Source organism: Methanococcoides burtonii DSM 6242 (genome assembly GCF_000013725.1).
Taxonomy (GTDB): Archaea; Halobacteriota; Methanosarcinia; order Methanosarcinales; family Methanosarcinaceae; genus Methanococcoides; species Methanococcoides burtonii.
In genome coordinates, this window is record NC_007955.1 from 1,994,193 (window position 1) to 2,010,710 (window position 16,518).

The following is a 16,518-nucleotide window of genomic DNA, read 5'->3' on the forward strand; positions in this document are numbered from 1 at the left end:
CCTATGCAAAAGAACGTAGCTGTGGTTTTTGATAGTGCCGGGACACTATTGCATATGTATCGTGTTGCAAAGGATATGGGGTCTGGTCAGATCATTACAGGCATAGATAGTACTGGACTTGTTGCACAACGAAAGGGGCGTGCTCTTATTGTTCTTCATACCGAACCCAGCGTTGTATTGAGTGCTGATCATAGTATGCGCGTTAGTGACTTTATCGATGAGTATGGGGTCACGATCGCTATCAGTTGTGCTAGTGATCCGTTTTCCGTTGATGAAGCCTATGATATTATTAAAGGAAGCGAACTGAGGATATCTGATATACTTCAGGTAGTTGACATGGTAAAAGCACAGTGTCCGAACATATTTTATGTTGCAGCCGGGATCATAGTGGATAGGAACGATTATTCTGTTCCTTATGTATTGAGTACGGGGGGACGTTTGTTCCACGATACAAAAGATACCATCGAAAAACTTGAAGTTCGCGGGGTTGATGTCTATATTGCTTCGGGTGACAGTATGCGCAATCTTGAGCAGCTTGCAAAATGTCTTTCTATTCCTATAGACCGTGTCTTTGATATTGCCACTACCCGTGAAAAAGAGCGGATTATCCTTGAACTTAAGGGGAAGTATGAAAAAGTTCTCATGGTGGGGGATGGGATGAACGATATTCTTGCTCTCAGGGCGGCTGATATTGGGGTGATGACCATACAACAAGGGGATAATCGCCCGGAAAAGCTGGTGAACTCTGCAAATGTTATTATAGATCATATTGGGGAAGTGGTTGACCTTGCTAACAGCGATTGAGCCCTGTTGGTCTGGGGATTTATCTTAATTTGGCTCGTTTGTATCTGGTTTTCAATGTTAACGGTGATACTGCAATACGTTATATTTATGTACTGTATTATGTAAGTCTGTGTATCTGCTGAGGATAAAATCTTGGTAATGTTATTCACAAAATGAGATTCATTTGGTTTTGATATTTACATACAAAACCATTAAGTAATATTGAACATCAATGTGTCAATATATCAAAAAAGGTTCTTAAGCTAACCATATCGGAGGAAAGCAAATGTCATTGTTCATCGAGGTCAAAGACCTAACTATCACTTATGATAATGTGAAGGTTCTGAAAAATATCAATCTTAACATCAATGAGGGTGAGGTTATTGGAATTTTGGGGCGCAGTGGTGCAGGAAAAACAATTTTGATGCACGCTCTGCGAGGTGCTGAAGAATACGAGAATATTTCCGGTTCAATCATTTATCATCTTGCAAGATGTGACCAATGTGGTCACATAGATCCGCCAAGTAAAGTAGGCGAGCCTTGCCGTCTCTGTAATCATGAGTATATGAAGGCATTTGATGCGGATTTTGTAGCTCTGTCTCAGCATGATCATGAGCGGAGGAGCGTATCCAAGAGAATTGCCATCATGTTGCAGCGTACATTCGCCCTTTATGGCGATGATCAGGTAGTTGCAAATGTGATGAACTCTCTGAAAGAGATCGGATATACAGGTCCTGATGCGATGTCAAGGGCTATGGAACTTCTTGAAGATGTACGTCTGTCTCACAGGTTGATGCACGTTGCGCGTGATCTGAGCGGTGGAGAGAAACAAAGGGTGGTTCTTGCAAGACAGCTTGTGAGGAATCCGATGCTTTTGCTTGCGGATGAACCTACCGGTACACTCGATCCGAGGACTGCTGATATCGTTCATGATGTTATTGAAAAGGCTGTGAAAACTTACAATATGACCATGGTCATTACATCTCACTGGTCTGAGGTCATAGAGAAGCTTGCAGATAAGGCTATCATCCTTGAAGATGGTGTGATAATCAGTGAAGGTGAGCCTTGCAAGGTTGCTAAAGAGTTCATGGGCATGGTGCCCAGTATTAAGAAGCATGTCAAAGTTCCTCTTGGTGCTCCGATAATCGATGTCAAGAACCTTGTCAAGAAATATATCTCTGTAACAAGGGGCGTTATACATGCGGTAAATGATATCTCTTTTGATGTGAAGGAAGGTGAGATATTTGGTCTTGCAGGCACAAGTGGTGCAGGAAAGACCACTACATCTGAGATGCTCATGGGAATCGTTGCACCTACAAAAGGGGTTATTCAGGTCCGTGTAGGTGACGAATGGGTGGACATGACCATTCCAGGTCCTGATAACAGAGGTCGTGCAACTAAATATATGGGCATTCTTCATCAGGAATATGGGCTTTACACTCACAGGTCCATCATTGACAATCTAACTGAGTCAATAGGTATCGACCTACCTTATGAGCTTGCAGTACGCAAGGCCATCAAGACTCTTATAACGACTGGTTTTTCTGAAGAGAAGGCAAAGTCCATTCTTCCAAAGATGGCAGATGATATAAGTGAAGGCGAAAGGCATAGAGTTGCTCTTGCTCAGATCTTGATGAAGGAGCCTACCATCATTGTGATGGACGAACCTACTGGCACCATGGATCCGATAACAAAGATAGAGGTCACAAGGTCTATCCTTAAAGCACGTGACGAAATGGGTGATACGTTCGTTATTGTATCTCACGATATGGACTTCCTGCATGAAGTATGTGATCGCGTTGCATTGATGAGGGATGCTAAGATCGTATCGATCGGTGAGCCGGGAGAGGTGCTTTCTCAACTTACTGAAGAAGAACGTTTGTTTGTTGCTCAGGAAGCATAAGTTTAACATTTAGCTTCCTATATTATCTAATGGAGGCGATAGGTCTGAGCGGCGAAATTAGTGTAGAGGTCAATGATCATCGCATAGCAATACCCCATAATTCTACATTGGGGGATGCTATACAAGCATCTGAAACTCCTTATATGGAAGGTTCTGCCATAGGTATCCTCAAGAAATATGAGGGCGGTAGAAGCGGTGCTATTATCGATTATGTCGTTAAGACCTCTAAAGGTGAATTTAAAATAGAACTCAATGGTGAGTCTGTATCCGCAGTGATATGGGCAGAGCGTTTTAAAGATTATGAAAGTGTCAGTGTACGCTGGGATTCCAGGGATGCAATAGCTTTTGGTCCGTTTGAAGCGGATATAATTCCTGGTAAAGGCTCAGTATCACTTGAGAAATATGACGTAGTTTTTGGTGCTGGTGGTCTAGATCCCGGCAATACTCATTTGATCATCGCATTGGATGATCACTCTTCAGAATACGGTGCTCCGGAAGACGGTTCCTTTGGAAAGATTATCAGTGGAACCAATGTCCTTAAAGAACTTGGAAGCGGGGATAGTATCCTTTCTATCGAACCTGTTCTGGAATGGGAAGAGTCTGGGGATCATATCTGTACTTCCGATCTCTCTACAGTACTTGAAGACGGATGCCGTATATTCACTTATGTTGAAGTGGAGCTTAATCCGGAAACCCCTGAAGGTGCAGAACACTTTTTTGCTTTGATCCGGGATGGGACTTTTGATGTGGACTTTGTTTCCAGCTCTTTTATTTCAGATAGTTCTTTGCACGGTGAGATGTGCAAGTATGAAGGTTTTGACCCGCGGGACAGAGGTTCGGTATGGGTAAGGACAGTAGGGTATGGTTCCGGCAAGGTCTTTATTGCCCGCGATGACCGTCCGGCAAGTATCATGCATTCCGTTATAGGACACTTGTCACATGGTCTCGAACTTGTACAGATGGCAGAAGCCGGTCAGAAATTGATGGTAAAGACCGATCCGGAACCGATCTGGTTATTGGGTCTGTCCTTCAAGGCCGCAGAAGAAAAGCTTTCAGCACTTGGTATCGAGCTTGTTAAGAAAGGCTACGTGGAAAAAGATGCTGTTGTTGTGAAACAGGATCCTCCGCATAGCATCGATGTTATGCGACAGAGGTCAGTGGAAGTCATCGGTGTTCCAGATTCAAAGCTTGTAAGCATTGAACTTTATGATGATCTTGCTCCAAAAACGCTTGATTTTTTCAGACATGCTATAGATCTCCAGTTCAAACCCGTTGGGGCATTGCCGGTCATGATGACCTACGAGAACACATATATATTCAAGGCGGAAAAGGCTGCGGAGAAATATAAGGAGATCATGCCTGAGAATGTTCCCGAAGGCAAGGTAAATGCAGGTGATATCGGTGTCACTAACCAGGCGGCTAAAAGACATGGAATGGTCGGTGTAAAACTGGACGATGATGATATGTTCGGTCCTACGGGTGAGAAGTTCCTGAGCACTAATATAATTGGTCATATTCTTGAACCTGAGAAACTCAAAGGGCTTAAGGATGGGGATGTTATGTACGTTATTGAAAGTAAGGGAAGTGATAATTGATGGCTGAAGAAACTGAGGATAACATCACGAAGATAGTTGTCATAAGTTCGGAAAGCATCCTGCCCACGGACGCAGTTATGAAGGTTTACGAATCGGAAGATTCCATTACTATCAAGGAAACCTGTTTTGGTACGATGGTGAATGGTCCGAGGGAAGCTGTGCTCAAGGTTGTTGAAACCCTTCGTTCAATGGACCATAATCATATATTTGTAAAGGAAAGGGGCTTTAAGCCGGGTGCAGAGGTCCGATGCCGGGCGGGAAGAGGAGGCGGTCCAAGACCAGGTTTCCATTTCCTGAGAGAAGAGGTGAATATGCTTCCCATGATAGGCAGAGCACTGGACAAATATGAGGCTGGTGAACCTCTTGAAATGCATGAGGCTCCGAAAAAACTTGATATATCGAAATTGAAGAAGATAATTGATTCAGAATTCTGAGGTGTTACATTGGCAAAAGTTATCATTTATCCTACTAACAGCCTGATCCTTTCCGATATGGTGGAGAGGTTCGGACATGAACCTCTTGCTATGATGGAGAAGATCAAGGAGATAATAAACACTATTGGGGTTGATTCTCCTCCTTTGAACATTACTCCTGAAGGGCCAAAACACGGTTTAAAATATGCTGCTGTGGAAGTGCCTGCAGGGGTTCGTGGAAGGATGTCCCTTATTGGCCCCATGATCGATTTTGCAGAAGCTGGCATCATCGTTGGCGATTCGTCTTTCAGTTTTGGATGCATGGGCTGTGCCCGTACCAACGAACTGACAAAGTTCCTTATCAGGGAAAAGGACATCCCAATACTTGAGATCCAGTATCCTCATACCGAGGAAGATGGGCAGGATTTCGTTTACAAGATAGCAGATTTCTTGAAGTCCCTGCCATCCGGGAGTGATGAAAAATGAGCGATAAAGGAGATCCGGTACTGGTAGCCCTTGTTTCCTGTGGAAGTGAGTATGCTGGGGTCCAGAGCGAGCTGGAAAAGGCCGCAAGTATGTTGAATGCCAAGCTTGTCTATCCTGAGATGGATGTTGCGACCCTCGATACCATCGGTATGGAGTTCGGGTTGGAAGTGGCAAGTCCTGACCTCAGACTTATGATGGCAAGGGCGAAAGCGGTCGTTGAAGGTGTTTCAAAAGTGGACGGTGTGTTCGTTACATCATGTTTCCGCTGTGCTGAAGCTGCGATCGTGAGGAATGAGTTGAGGAGGTATATCTTCGAGGAATCCGGTCTGCCGGTGATAAGCTATTCTTTCACTGAGCGTACCACTGCTGCGACACTGCTTACTCGTCTGGAAGCTCTGACAACCATTGCGAGAAGGAAACACCTGCTTGCGAGAACGAAACAAAACGGCATCACTGCAGGTATTGATTCCGGTTCAACTACTACCAAAGCGGTCGTTATGAAAGACAACGAGATCGTTGGTGAGGGCTGGGTGCCTACCATAAAGGTCCTTGAAAGTGCAGAGACTGCATTACAGCAGGCACTTGATCAGTCGGGTCTCAAAAAGGAGGATATTCAGGCGATCGGTACTACCGGGTACGGTCGTTTCCTGGTAGGTGAACATTTCAAGGCAGACCTGGTGCAGGAAGAGATCACAATGAACTCAAAAGGGGCTGTCTATCTTGCAGATAAACAAAAAGGACCTGCTACTGTTATTGATATTGGCGGAATGGACAATAAAGCCATTTCCGTACAGGATGGTATTCCAGGAATGTTCACCATGGGCGGTATCTGTGCCGGAGCATCAGGTCGTTTCCTTGAAATGACCGCTAAACGTCTCGGTGTGGAGATCACGGAACTTGGGGATCTTGCTATAAAAGGCATGGGTGAGAATGTTGAAATGAACAGTTACTGTATCGTTTTCGGTATTCAGTCCCTGGTCAATTCGCTTGCAAAAGGTTCCTCGCCGGAAGATGTCGCAGCGGCAGCCTGTCATAGTGTTGTCGAGCAGATATTCGAACAGCAACTGCAGGAGGTAGAGGTAAAGGAGCCTCTTATCCTCGTTGGAGGTTCCTCCCTTATCGCAGGTGTTCCAAAGGCCCTTGGTGACCTCCTGAAAATAGATGTCATAGTGCCACCGCATTCACAGCTTATTGGTGCTGTGGGCGCAGCCCTTCTGGCATCAGGTTATGTTTCGGAGTGATCTTCATGGAACCTCTTGAGATATTCACTGTTGAAACTACGGTACCTTCCGAGGCTGCAGCTTATGAGAGCATCCTTAAGGATATCATCTCCGAGCTCGCATTCTCCCGAACCATAGGTAGGATAAAAGTGAGGATAAGGCCGGAAGATTCGTTGTTCATGATGGTCATCCTTCTTCGCAGAGGTCTTCCTCCTATTAAGGCAGGTGAGATCTCGGATACTGAGTTCGACCGGGAACACGCAAAGGTGGTCATCACTGTCAGGGATGAGAAGACCATTCCTCAGTTTCTGGACAGGCTTTGGGAACAGTTTGGAAGGCAGAACGTTATACAGCCAGAACGGAACATTATCGAGGTTGCTTCAGACCTTGAGATCGTGGATAAGTTCATCGCTGAACTTATCGTGGATGACCCTGAGAAAACGATTAGAGAAAGGCTTGCCGATATGGCGATACGCGCCACCCCGGAAGGTTTCAGGATACGTTATCATTCACTGGATAGTGGTAAATTCGTTTTCGTGGCGTCAGAAGATACGATGCAGCAGGATTGGATCGATGAAGCCAATGTTATGATGAAAGAACTGGAAGGGGATGATTCCTGATGGCAGCAGTACTTGAACCGTATATCTATGAAGGTGGGATTCACAAACATAGTCTGATCCTTGAGCTTCTGGAAGATCTTGGTGGCTATCTCGTTCAGAAGACGCCTGCTTCAACAGAGATCACGCTAGTTATGCTCATTCCGAAAAAAGATGTCCATCTGGTCGAGGATGTTTGTATAAAACTTCTTGGTAAGCTGACCTCGGCACCGCTTACGGGTACTGAGGTAGCGGTAGTGTCTCCTACACTTGCATCACATCATCTTCCACATTCTGCTTGTGATATTGCGGAATACCTCCGCCGTGGAGGGGCTAATACCAATATGATCGGGCTTGCAAGGGGGATGGGCCGAAGGGTTGCACTATCTGCTGATTATGAGAGAAGGCTCATCAATGAGCATGATGTTGCTGTTTTCTCTTTCGGGATTTTCAAAGATTGTATCATTAACAAGAAGCCAAAGTTGTTTGAAGGTATCGAGATACCTATAGTGGTGACCGGTGGGCCTGATATTCGGACTGAGGAAATTTCCGGGGCTGACATATATGTTGGTGGTATCGGGCGTGTTGCTCACAGGATGAGGAAAGGTCCTGAACTGGATGCAATGGACGTTCTGAACGAAAAGGTGGGTGAGATCGTAAATCTCAAGAGGGAAAGTATTGCAAAGGATCCGCTTGCAGTTCTTCCTGCAAGGCTAATGAAAGAGGTTCAGGAGCAGGTTCCTGTCATTCTGAGTGTGTTGACGCCTGCCCCGATCACGCTTCAGCTTGACGGCATGAGGATAAAACTACCTTATGATCGATACCGTGATGCTGTCGGAAATATCGAGTTCGATGAAGGCTTCCTCCTTTCGGATGTTGCAAACATCCTTCCTTCTAAGATGAAGGATTACATTCTTGTAAAGATAAAACGCAGGTCTGAGGTAGCAAATATTTAAAATATCTGTAGTTTAAGTGAGGATTATTATGGACATTGAGAAGATCCGTGAGATCATCGATAAAGAGCCTGATGAGGCAGTTTCTGATATCCTGGAAGGCGTGAAGGAGCGTTACGGTGAGATCCCGTATATTCTGGAGTTCATGCGGGATATGCCGGATCTCCTTCTCCCCAAGGTAATGTATGACAATTCGATCATGCGTGAATTCGAAAGACTTGATCCGAAAACGATCGAGCTGATCTGTATTGGTGTTTCATCTGCTCTTCGGTGCGACCATTGTATGAATATGCATATTCGTGTGGCAAACAGGCTCGGACTTAGCAAAGAAGAGATATTTGATGCTGTTCTGATCGCTGGTGCGATTTCCAATGCATCTGTGCTTGCAGAAGGCACACGTGCCCTTGATACAGAGTTCAATGGCAAAAAATGTGATGGTAACGATGAATGTGATGTTTGTAAGATTGCGAATCATGATTGAAAAAAGCACGATGATGCCGTTTTAAGCATCATCTGTATTTAATTTAATTTATTTTTATTCAATTCGAACGGTTCTATAAGACTCGCTAACGTCTATTTCTTTTAACCCAGAATTGGGGTTCCTGATAGAAGTGCGCCTGCGATGTATCCAAGAATTACTCCACTGTTCAGGAATGGAAGTCCTGCCTGTGGCTTTCCTTTCATGACGAATATTGTAAGCCCGATGAATCCTGCAAGTGTCCCTATTACTGCACCGAGGGCGGGGTATGATATGAATCCTGTGTGGGCAATGAAAACGTTTGCAGATACTACCAGGACGGTAGGCATTACAGCATCTCCAAGGCCCATAAAGAATGCATCCTTTTCACCTTCCTTTTTCATCCCATCCTTTATGAACGAGTAATTCCGCTTCTTTGGGATGATAAAAAGTATTGGCAATTTAAGGTCCATCACACCTTCTGCAAGATCGATCATGTGCTTTGTCTTATAGACCGATATGGCATCGTATACTGCAAGAAGCGATAATAGGACAATAGCCGGCAGGATGCCGAATGATATTCCAAATATTGCACTGGCAGCAGCTCCGATTATTATCCCGATAATATCTATAACATACCATTCGGGGAATTTATAAAGGATGATAGTGAGTGCAGCTGCGAGTATAATTCCTACTGTACTGCTCAATGTCTCACTTATCCCAAGCATATACAATATCGGGTAGAATCCATAGAATATGGTGGCGCCTACTGCAAGTAATATTGTTAGTTGTATTACCCATTTCATGTTGCGTTTGATGGCAAGCAGTAACAGGAATGTGAATGCGAGGATAAATCCGATATAATAAAACGAATTGGCAGTCGATTCGGGATTTTCTACTGCTTGCATTCCCAGTTCGTCCATTGGGGATGCCAGTATCAATGCGATGACCTGTACTATTAGGATCAACCCGGCCATTGCGAACATTGGCAGATAATCTTTGAATGTATCTTTCTCAGAACTCAATATAATTCTCCTTGTACCCAAAATATCTATGATAGTGTGAATTTGAATATCAGCACAGTATTTAATAGTATGTAATAGTTATAATAGTTATAAAAGTTATAAGGTTTTGTCAGATAATACATCGATGTTATTATTGATAGTATTGCTGCAAGTTTAGTAAATGAGGTAAAATGATGGATCCCCGGGACATTGTATTTTCGATTGTGATGGTTGTATCTTCTTTCGTGCTGACTTATGAATGGCTTGGTAGGTTCAAATACAGCTCAGCTAATTCTTTGATAATACTTTCTGCTATTGTAATGGTGGGTGCATTAGCTGCGATGATCCTTTCTGTAGATATCAGGCTTCGAAGGATCGAAAAGACGCTTGATGAGAAAGAACGCTCTCTTCGTATCAATGTGCAAAGTATTGAAAGCTCAATGGATAAGAAGATGAACGAAGTCATAAGTGTGGTGGATGAGGCAATGGACGTATTTAACAGGAGATCATATCGTTAATTTCCTCTTTTTTTTCCGTAATTTTCTCCGAATCGAATGCATAGGAAACTGTTAATTTTAATTATGTCTGTCGACATCTGCCGAAACCCATATATGTGTGCCAGTATATGGTGGAGTTTGTAATATTGCTAAGATTCAAGGGAGTGCGTATATGCGCATCAATTTAGAACCAATTGGCATAATTAAAAAGGCTGGAAAGTATTCAGAAATACTGATATATTCTGAATTTGAGCAGGTCGTAAAAAATCTGGTCTCAATGGTGGGGAAAGATTCTGTAGATGGTCAGGAGCTTTTAGTGGTGCACAAGAACTATGGTAGTAATGATGGGCATCAGGTTGAAGTGACCAAAACAGAAGTAGTTGAAAGGATAGGTAACGTCCTGAAAGTTGGCAAAATGAATGCAAACGATGATTCTGTCATCGATATCAGGCTATCCAAGATAGATGGTTTTTCGGGTAACATCTAATATTTTTTATTATTTGTAAGCATGGGTACGGATATTGGTGATCTACTTCTTAAGGATACGATCGAGATAGCTGGCCTTTCAAATAAAGTAGTGGCTATCGATGCGTATAATACTCTTTATCAGTTCTTAAGTATAATCCGGCAACGTGACGGAACCCCTTTAAAGGATTCCAGGGGTCAGATCACTTCTCATCTTTCGGGTATCCTTTATAGGCTTACCAGTCTCATCGAAGCAGGTGTCAAACCTATTTTTGTCTTTGATGGCAAGCCTCCTGATTTCAAATCTGACACTCTGGCAAAACGGCATGAGGTCCGGGAAAGTGCAACTGCTAAATGGGAAGATGCAAAAGCGCAGGGGCTTGAGGAAGAAGCCTACAAGTATGCACAGGCCTCCTCAAAAGTGACCCGTGAGATGATCGATGATTCTGTCAGACTATTGGAATTGATGGGTATCCCTTATGTGAAAGCACCCTCTGAGGGAGAGGCACAGGCCTCATACATGGTGCAAAAAGGGGATGCTGATTATATCGGTTCACAGGACTATGATTCTTTTCTTTTCGGTGCACCACAGGTTGTTCGAAATCTCACTATTACCGGTAAGCGAAAGCTTCCAAAAAAGAACATCTACGTGGATGTTAAACCCGAGGTCTTGTCCCTTGTGGATTCCCTTGGGGAACTTGGCATTACAAGACAGCAATTGATCGATATTGCCATGTGTGTGGGCACAGATTATAATACCGGTCTCGAGAACATCGGTCCGAAAAGAGCGCTTAAACTGGTGAAGGAACACGGCGATATAAAAGTTGTACTCAAAGAACTTGGTAAAGATATCGAAGACCTTGATGCTAAAAGAGATTTCTTCATGAACCCGCCCGTAACAGACGATTATGAACTGAAATGGATCAAGCCTGATCGTGCCGGGGTAATTGATCTTCTCTGCAAAAAACATGATTTTTCAGAGGAGAGGGTCAATAAAGCACTTGACCGCCTTGAAGCTAACATAGGCGGCAGTCAAAGCACTCTTGATCAATGGTTTTAAGTGTTCTTTATTAAAGGAACACCGGTCATTTCCGGTGGCTTTTCAATGCCCATGATCTTCAATATGGTGGGTGCAACATCTGAGAGCCTTCCCTTTTGAAGCTCAACTCTCTTTTCCTGTGTCACATAGATACAGCGGACCGGATTTGATGTATGGGCCGTGTAGCATTGCCTTTCCGTATTGTTACAGAACTCGACCATCTTTTCGGCATTACCATGGTCTGCCATTACCATGGCTTCACCACCGACTTCCTTTATTGCGGTAATTATCTTTCCTACACAATCATCAACGACCTCGACCGCTTTCACGGCCGCTTCCATTATGCCGCTATGCCCTACCATGTCCATGTTGGCAAGATTGAGTACGATCACATCATACTTTCCAGATCCTATCCTTTCTATCAGCTCTTCTGTGACCTCATAGGCACTCATCTCCGGTTTCAGGTCATAGGTTGCCACCTTTGGTGATGGGATGAGACATCTTTCCTCCCCTTCGTTCTGCTTTTCAACACCGCCATTGAAAAAGAATGTCACATGTGCATATTTTTCGGTCTCAGCTATACGTAACTGCTTAATTCCCTCTTTGCTGAGCACCTCTCCCAATGTGTTCTTCAATTCTTCCGAAGGGAATGCTATGGGGACCTCCAGCTTCTCATCGTATTCGGTCATGCATACAAAATGCACTTTCGGATGACTTTTGCGTTCAAAATTGTCAAATTCATCATTCACGAAAGCATAGGTCAATTGCCTTGCACGGTCAGGGCGAAAATTGAAGAAAATGACCGTATCGTTCTCATTCATCCTTCCTATGGGTCTACCATTTTCATCGACGATCACCGTAGGTTTGATGAATTCATCATTCTCGCCTCTACCATAACCTTCCGAAATGGCATCAACGGGTCCTTTTGAATAATATACTCCATCGCCCCGGGTGATCGCATTGTATGCATCTTCGGTCCGGTCCCAGCGGTTATCCCGGTCCATGGCATAATAACGCCCTGAAACCGTGGCTATCTTTCCGACACTCAGGTTGTTGCAGTATTCCACATGTTCCTTCATATCTTCAAGTGCCGCTCTTGGGGAAACGTCCCGGCCGTCAAGGAATGCATGGATGAATATCTCGGTAATACCTTCATCCTTTGCAAATTCAATAAGGGCACGAAGATGTTTCATGTGGCTGTGAACACCCCCGTAAGAGAACAACCCCATGAGGTGTAGTGCAGAACCCTGTGCTTTTGCATTTTCAATTGCTTGCTTCAATACAGGGTTCTTGAAAAAGTCCCCGTTCCCGATATCCCGGTTGATACGTGTAAGGTCCTGATAGACAACACGTCCTGCGCCTATGTTCAAGTGCCCGACCTCTGAATTCCCCATCTGTCCCTCAGGAAGTCCCACATCTTCACCTGAAGCGCTGAGGAGTGTATTCGGATATGTCTCCAGCAAATCATCAAGGTTGGGGGTGTTGGCTGCATGGATAGCATTTCCTTCCACTTCAGGGGAATATCCCCAGCCATCAAGTATGGTCAACAGAAAAGGTCTTTTGGTAAAATTCATGCGAAGTAGATTATCCTGATGGTTATTAAATACGCTGATTTGCAGGGGGCATGAAAATAGTAACTATTAAAAGAGTAATGTTCCTGCCAGTGTTTTGGCAGGAACTATGTAATGTCGGCAGTCTGTTCATTCATATCTCAAAGCATCTACAGGCTTCATCTTGGATGCACTGTATGCAGGGATAACACCGGAAATAACTCCTATCAGCATTGCAAGTCCTATTCCAAGGATCATTAGTTCCGGGGAGAGGCCGGTTGCTGAACTCGTGGCAGTACGTCCGATCTGCAATCCGCTCATGGGTATGACAATTCGTGAAACGATCTCTCCAAGAACGATTCCTAAAAACCCACCTACAAAACCCACAAGTGCGGAATTCATAACGAATATCATCATGATATCCCCGTTCTTAGCACCAATGGCTTTCATTGTGCCTATCTCTTTTGTCTTTTCCATTACGGAAGTGAACATTGTATTTGCAATTCCTACTGCTCCTACTAAAAGAGATACACCTGCAATTGCACCAAGGAAGAACGTCATTGATGACACCATATCAGATACTCCGTCCATCTGTGATTTTGAATCTGTTACTGAAAAATCCCTCTCCTTTTCATCAACGTGTCGTGAGGTCATAAGGGTCCTCTCTATCTCTTCAACAGCCGATTCCACAACCTCTTCGTCTTCAACCTTTATCACAATTGATCCATAAACGTCTTTTTCTGCATCTTCGATAACATTTATTGCAGCATCAATTGGCATTATTACTGCATTATTGCTTTCACCGTCTTCCAGTATTCCTACCACTCTTACAGATTTTCCTTCTATGGTAATAACCCGGTTCACTCCAATTGGCTGGTCGAATAGCTCATTTGCGACATTGTATCCGATCACTGCCACATACTTGTCCGATGGCTCAAGGGCACGACCCGATTCATAGTCCATCTCTGATGTGTATTTCCAGACCTGTGTATCCACTCCGGTAACTGAGAGGGTTGCGGTTTCCCCTGTGAATTCCACGTCGGCTTTCCCACTGATCTGGCCGTACATGTACTCTATCTCCTCGATCGATCGGAGTGCCATTATATCCTTATCCGTAAGCTCATCTTCATCAATAGTGGCAGCAGTGCCTCCACCTCCACCTCTGCCTGGTCCCATTGATGACTGAGCACCGGAATATCCTGGTGTGATGGTTATTATCGTAAGGTCCATATCCTCAAAGCTGCTCTCAACACTTTCCGTCATTGCATCTCCAAGAGCAACGATACTAACTACTGATGCGACACCTATGACGATGCCAATGATAGTCAGCCAACTTCTGATCTTACTGTGCAGAAGGATGTTGGTCGCAAGTTTAAGAGATGTTTTGTACCTCATTGTTCCCTTTCCTTGTCCTTTCTCTTTTTATATACTACAGCAGCTCCTGCGACGATTGCGGCGAGGATCAGAAGGTATGTGGTAGTGCTGGTCCCGCTGCTTGCATTCCTGTTCTTGGCGTATGCCACATCATTTTCTCCAGTTGCACCTGAGGTAAATGATATGTCAACGTTCTTCTCAACTGAAAGCCTCTGACCCGTTGAATCAGTATATTCGATAATGGTTGTTAGTTCATTACCTGAACTTCTGCTGGCAGATCGGCCTGCAGGTATATTTTCTCCAGTGCCAGTTTTTTCATCATCACTATTTTCGTCGATTGCAACATTTGCGGATTGGACCACGTTGAAAGAAGTGATGGTGTAATCTCCTTTTTCCAGGTTTCCTACAATGGTCGAGGAACTCCCTGTGACTGTGTACCCATCCTGTTCAGGAATTGATACTTTCACGGAATATGCTTCGTTGTTACCCACATTAGCAACAGAAAGTGAGACTTCCCCACTTGCACTCTCGGAGAACGAAACATCAAAATCGGTTTCTCCTCCTACAAAAAGTCCGGCTTTCGTAGTTATCTCATTTGTATTTGAGTCATAATCCTCAAAACTCAGGTAGATATCCAGCTGATAAAGCCCGGGAATCGCATTCACATCAGCCATAACGGTGTAGCTTACAGTTGCAGATTCACCGGCATCGAGGTATGCGATATATTTGGTGTTATCAGAATATACCGGCAGGATAACTCCACTTTCTTCATCCCATGATATTACCATGTTCTTCAGGGGTGAATTTCCGGTGTTGGTCACAATGAACTCAAGCGGCTCTTCGGTTGCTATGTCGATGTTTGATTTAGTAATAGTGACGATCTGTGCGTATTCCTTTCCACGAACGTCAATATTGACGGTTGTTGTGATCGTACCGCCGTTCTCACTATCAGTTACAACTATATCCAGCTCATACAGGTCTTCTGGCGCATCATTATCTATAAAAAGTTTATATTTGAGTATGGCAGCATCATCGTCGTCCTGCCGTGAGTTCAGATATGGTATTGTCTGGGTCAGGGATTCACCGGTCACTTTTGAGAATGGATACTCCGGTTTAATGGTAACTGTAACATCCTCAAGGTCTGAATTTCCATCGTTCCTCACGCTAAGGGTGATCTCCATGGTCTCTCCCGGCCTTGCAGGATCTGGGTTTTGATTTAACATATCAACCGTTATCATTGAAGAATCCACATAAACTGCTGCAGAAGCACTTCCAGCGGTTATGCAGACAAATAGTATTAATAGTATCATTTTTTTCATATCAATTCTCCATCTTATTTTTGTATTCTATTTTCTCGATCTGTCCGTCCCTGATGTAGACTATCTTGTCTGCATACTGTACCGGTTCGGTATCATGTGTGACAATAATGATCGTTTTGTTCTCTTTCTGGTGCATCTCGTTCAGGAATTCCAGTATGTATGTTCCGGTTTTACTATCGAGGTTGCCGGTTGGTTCATCGGCAAGGATTATCGGTGGATCAATGGCCAGTGATCGCGCAATTGCCACTCTTTGGCGTTGTCCTCCGGAAAGCTGGGAAGGCAGGTTTGTAAGTTTATCTCCGAGACCCACGATCTCTAAAAGTTCCTTTCCTCTTTTTTTAGCAATATCGGGGTCTACTTCCTGAAACTCGAGGGGTAGCATGACATTTTCTAAAGAATTGAGTGTGGGGATCAGGTTGAACTGCTGAAAAATGAATCCTATACTTTGTCCCCTGATCTGTGCAAGATTTGACTCCTTTAACGTTGATATGTCCTGATTATCAAGCCTTATGATTCCTTTACTTGGAACATCAAGGCAACCTATCAGGTTCATCATTGTACTTTTTCCGCTTCCGCTGGGTCCAAGGATCACAACAAATTCTCCACTGTATATGTCCAGATCCACATTTTTCAATGCATCAAATTCAATTTCTCCCATCTGGTATGTTTTCCAGACATTACTGAGCTTTATCAGCGGGGTATTGTCCTCTTGCATTTCAACACGTTCTGTTCCATTCATATTTTCAATCGTCTCGTCTCTTTTTTTGTTTTCATGAAAACACCTGTAGGATAGATCGGTGAGAGGGTACAGGTGCCATTCATGGGGTGGTGTGCTACTAATGACACTGTTCTCCAGTACCACTT

General features: G+C 44.1%; 17 protein-coding genes. 12 read left to right on the forward strand and 5 right to left on the reverse strand.

What is annotated here, in order from left to right; all coding sequences use genetic code 11:
- Positions 1-3 precede the first annotated feature (3 nt).
- The 9 genes from MBUR_RS09835 (at position 4) to MBUR_RS09875 (ending at position 8,430) form a co-directional block, all read left to right on the forward strand.
- Positions 4-804 carry an HAD family hydrolase gene (locus MBUR_RS09835; RefSeq protein ID WP_011499926.1) on the forward strand — a complete coding sequence of 267 codons (801 nt, stop codon included), beginning with the start codon at positions 4-6 and terminating at the stop codon, positions 802-804.
- A 265-nt stretch (positions 805-1,069) separates the two neighbouring features.
- Positions 1,070-2,686, forward strand: a complete 1,617-nt coding sequence (gene atwA, locus MBUR_RS09840) for a methyl coenzyme M reductase system, component A2 (RefSeq protein WP_011499927.1) — start codon at positions 1,070-1,072, stop codon at positions 2,684-2,686.
- 29 nt (positions 2,687-2,715) lie between these two features.
- A complete protein-coding gene (locus tag MBUR_RS09845) occupies positions 2,716-4,281 on the forward strand; it encodes a methyl-coenzyme M reductase-associated protein Mmp3 (RefSeq protein ID WP_011499928.1) in 1,566 nt (521 codons plus the stop codon).
- Entirely contained in the window at positions 4,281-4,715 is a 435-nt protein-coding gene (locus MBUR_RS09850) for a methanogenesis marker 6 protein (protein ID WP_011499929.1), read from the forward strand. Before MBUR_RS09845 ends, MBUR_RS09850 begins: the two co-directional genes overlap by 1 nt.
- A gap of 9 nt (positions 4,716-4,724) precedes the next feature.
- Positions 4,725-5,180 (forward strand): methanogenesis marker 5 protein, encoded by a 456-nt coding sequence (locus tag MBUR_RS09855; RefSeq protein WP_011499930.1) that lies wholly within the window; start codon positions 4,725-4,727, stop codon positions 5,178-5,180.
- Positions 5,177-6,421, forward strand: coding sequence for a methanogenesis marker 15 protein (locus tag MBUR_RS09860; protein WP_011499931.1), 1,245 nt, complete (start codon positions 5,177-5,179; stop codon positions 6,419-6,421). The genes MBUR_RS09855 and MBUR_RS09860 overlap by 4 nt, the downstream gene beginning before the upstream one ends.
- A gap of 5 nt (positions 6,422-6,426) precedes the next feature.
- The gene (locus tag MBUR_RS09865; RefSeq protein WP_011499932.1) at positions 6,427-7,020 is read left to right on the forward strand and encodes a methanogenesis marker 17 protein; all 594 of its coding nucleotides are present in this window, start codon (positions 6,427-6,429) and stop codon (positions 7,018-7,020) included.
- Positions 7,020-7,952 (forward strand): methanogenesis marker 7 protein, encoded by a 933-nt coding sequence (locus MBUR_RS09870; RefSeq protein WP_011499933.1) that lies wholly within the window; start codon positions 7,020-7,022, stop codon positions 7,950-7,952. Before MBUR_RS09865 ends, MBUR_RS09870 begins: the two co-directional genes overlap by 1 nt.
- Before the next feature lie 28 nt (positions 7,953-7,980).
- Positions 7,981-8,430 (forward strand): carboxymuconolactone decarboxylase family protein, encoded by a 450-nt coding sequence (locus MBUR_RS09875; protein ID WP_011499934.1) that lies wholly within the window; start codon positions 7,981-7,983, stop codon positions 8,428-8,430.
- A gap of 101 nt (positions 8,431-8,531) precedes the next feature.
- On the opposite strand, the gene MBUR_RS09880 is transcribed toward MBUR_RS09875, so the two are convergent.
- A complete protein-coding gene (locus MBUR_RS09880; RefSeq protein ID WP_011499935.1) occupies positions 8,532-9,431 on the reverse strand; it encodes a presenilin family intramembrane aspartyl protease PSH in 900 nt (299 codons plus the stop codon).
- A 170-nt stretch (positions 9,432-9,601) separates the two neighbouring features.
- On the opposite strand from MBUR_RS09880, the gene MBUR_RS09885 reads away from it, so the two are divergent.
- The 3 genes from MBUR_RS09885 (at position 9,602) to fen (ending at position 11,432) form a co-directional block, all read left to right on the forward strand.
- Positions 9,602-9,928 (forward strand): hypothetical protein, encoded by a 327-nt coding sequence (locus tag MBUR_RS09885; RefSeq protein ID WP_232221898.1) that lies wholly within the window; start codon positions 9,602-9,604, stop codon positions 9,926-9,928.
- Positions 9,929-10,079: 151 nt separating this feature from the next.
- Positions 10,080-10,394 (forward strand): hypothetical protein, encoded by a 315-nt coding sequence (locus MBUR_RS09890; protein ID WP_011499937.1) that lies wholly within the window; start codon positions 10,080-10,082, stop codon positions 10,392-10,394.
- A 21-nt stretch (positions 10,395-10,415) separates the two neighbouring features.
- The gene (fen, locus tag MBUR_RS09895; protein ID WP_011499938.1) at positions 10,416-11,432 is read left to right on the forward strand and encodes a flap endonuclease-1; all 1,017 of its coding nucleotides are present in this window, start codon (positions 10,416-10,418) and stop codon (positions 11,430-11,432) included.
- Here the strand turns inward: fen and gpmI are convergent.
- From gpmI to MBUR_RS09915, 4 genes are all read right to left on the reverse strand, one after another.
- Entirely contained in the window at positions 11,429-12,985 is a 1,557-nt protein-coding gene (gene gpmI, locus MBUR_RS09900) for a 2,3-bisphosphoglycerate-independent phosphoglycerate mutase (protein ID WP_011499939.1), read from the reverse strand. The genes fen and gpmI overlap by 4 nt on opposite strands.
- 126 nt (positions 12,986-13,111) lie before the next feature.
- Complete coding sequence (locus MBUR_RS09905; protein ID WP_011499940.1) at positions 13,112-14,356, reverse strand: ABC transporter permease; 1,245 nt, start codon at positions 14,354-14,356, stop codon at positions 13,112-13,114.
- A complete protein-coding gene (locus tag MBUR_RS09910; protein ID WP_011499941.1) occupies positions 14,353-15,654 on the reverse strand; it encodes a COG1361 S-layer family protein in 1,302 nt (433 codons plus the stop codon). Before MBUR_RS09910 ends, MBUR_RS09905 begins: the two co-directional genes overlap by 4 nt.
- Before the next feature lies 1 nt (position 15,655).
- Positions 15,656-16,516, reverse strand: a complete 861-nt coding sequence (locus MBUR_RS09915) for an ABC transporter ATP-binding protein (protein ID WP_011499942.1) — start codon at positions 16,514-16,516, stop codon at positions 15,656-15,658.
- Positions 16,517-16,518: the final 2 nt, after the last annotated feature.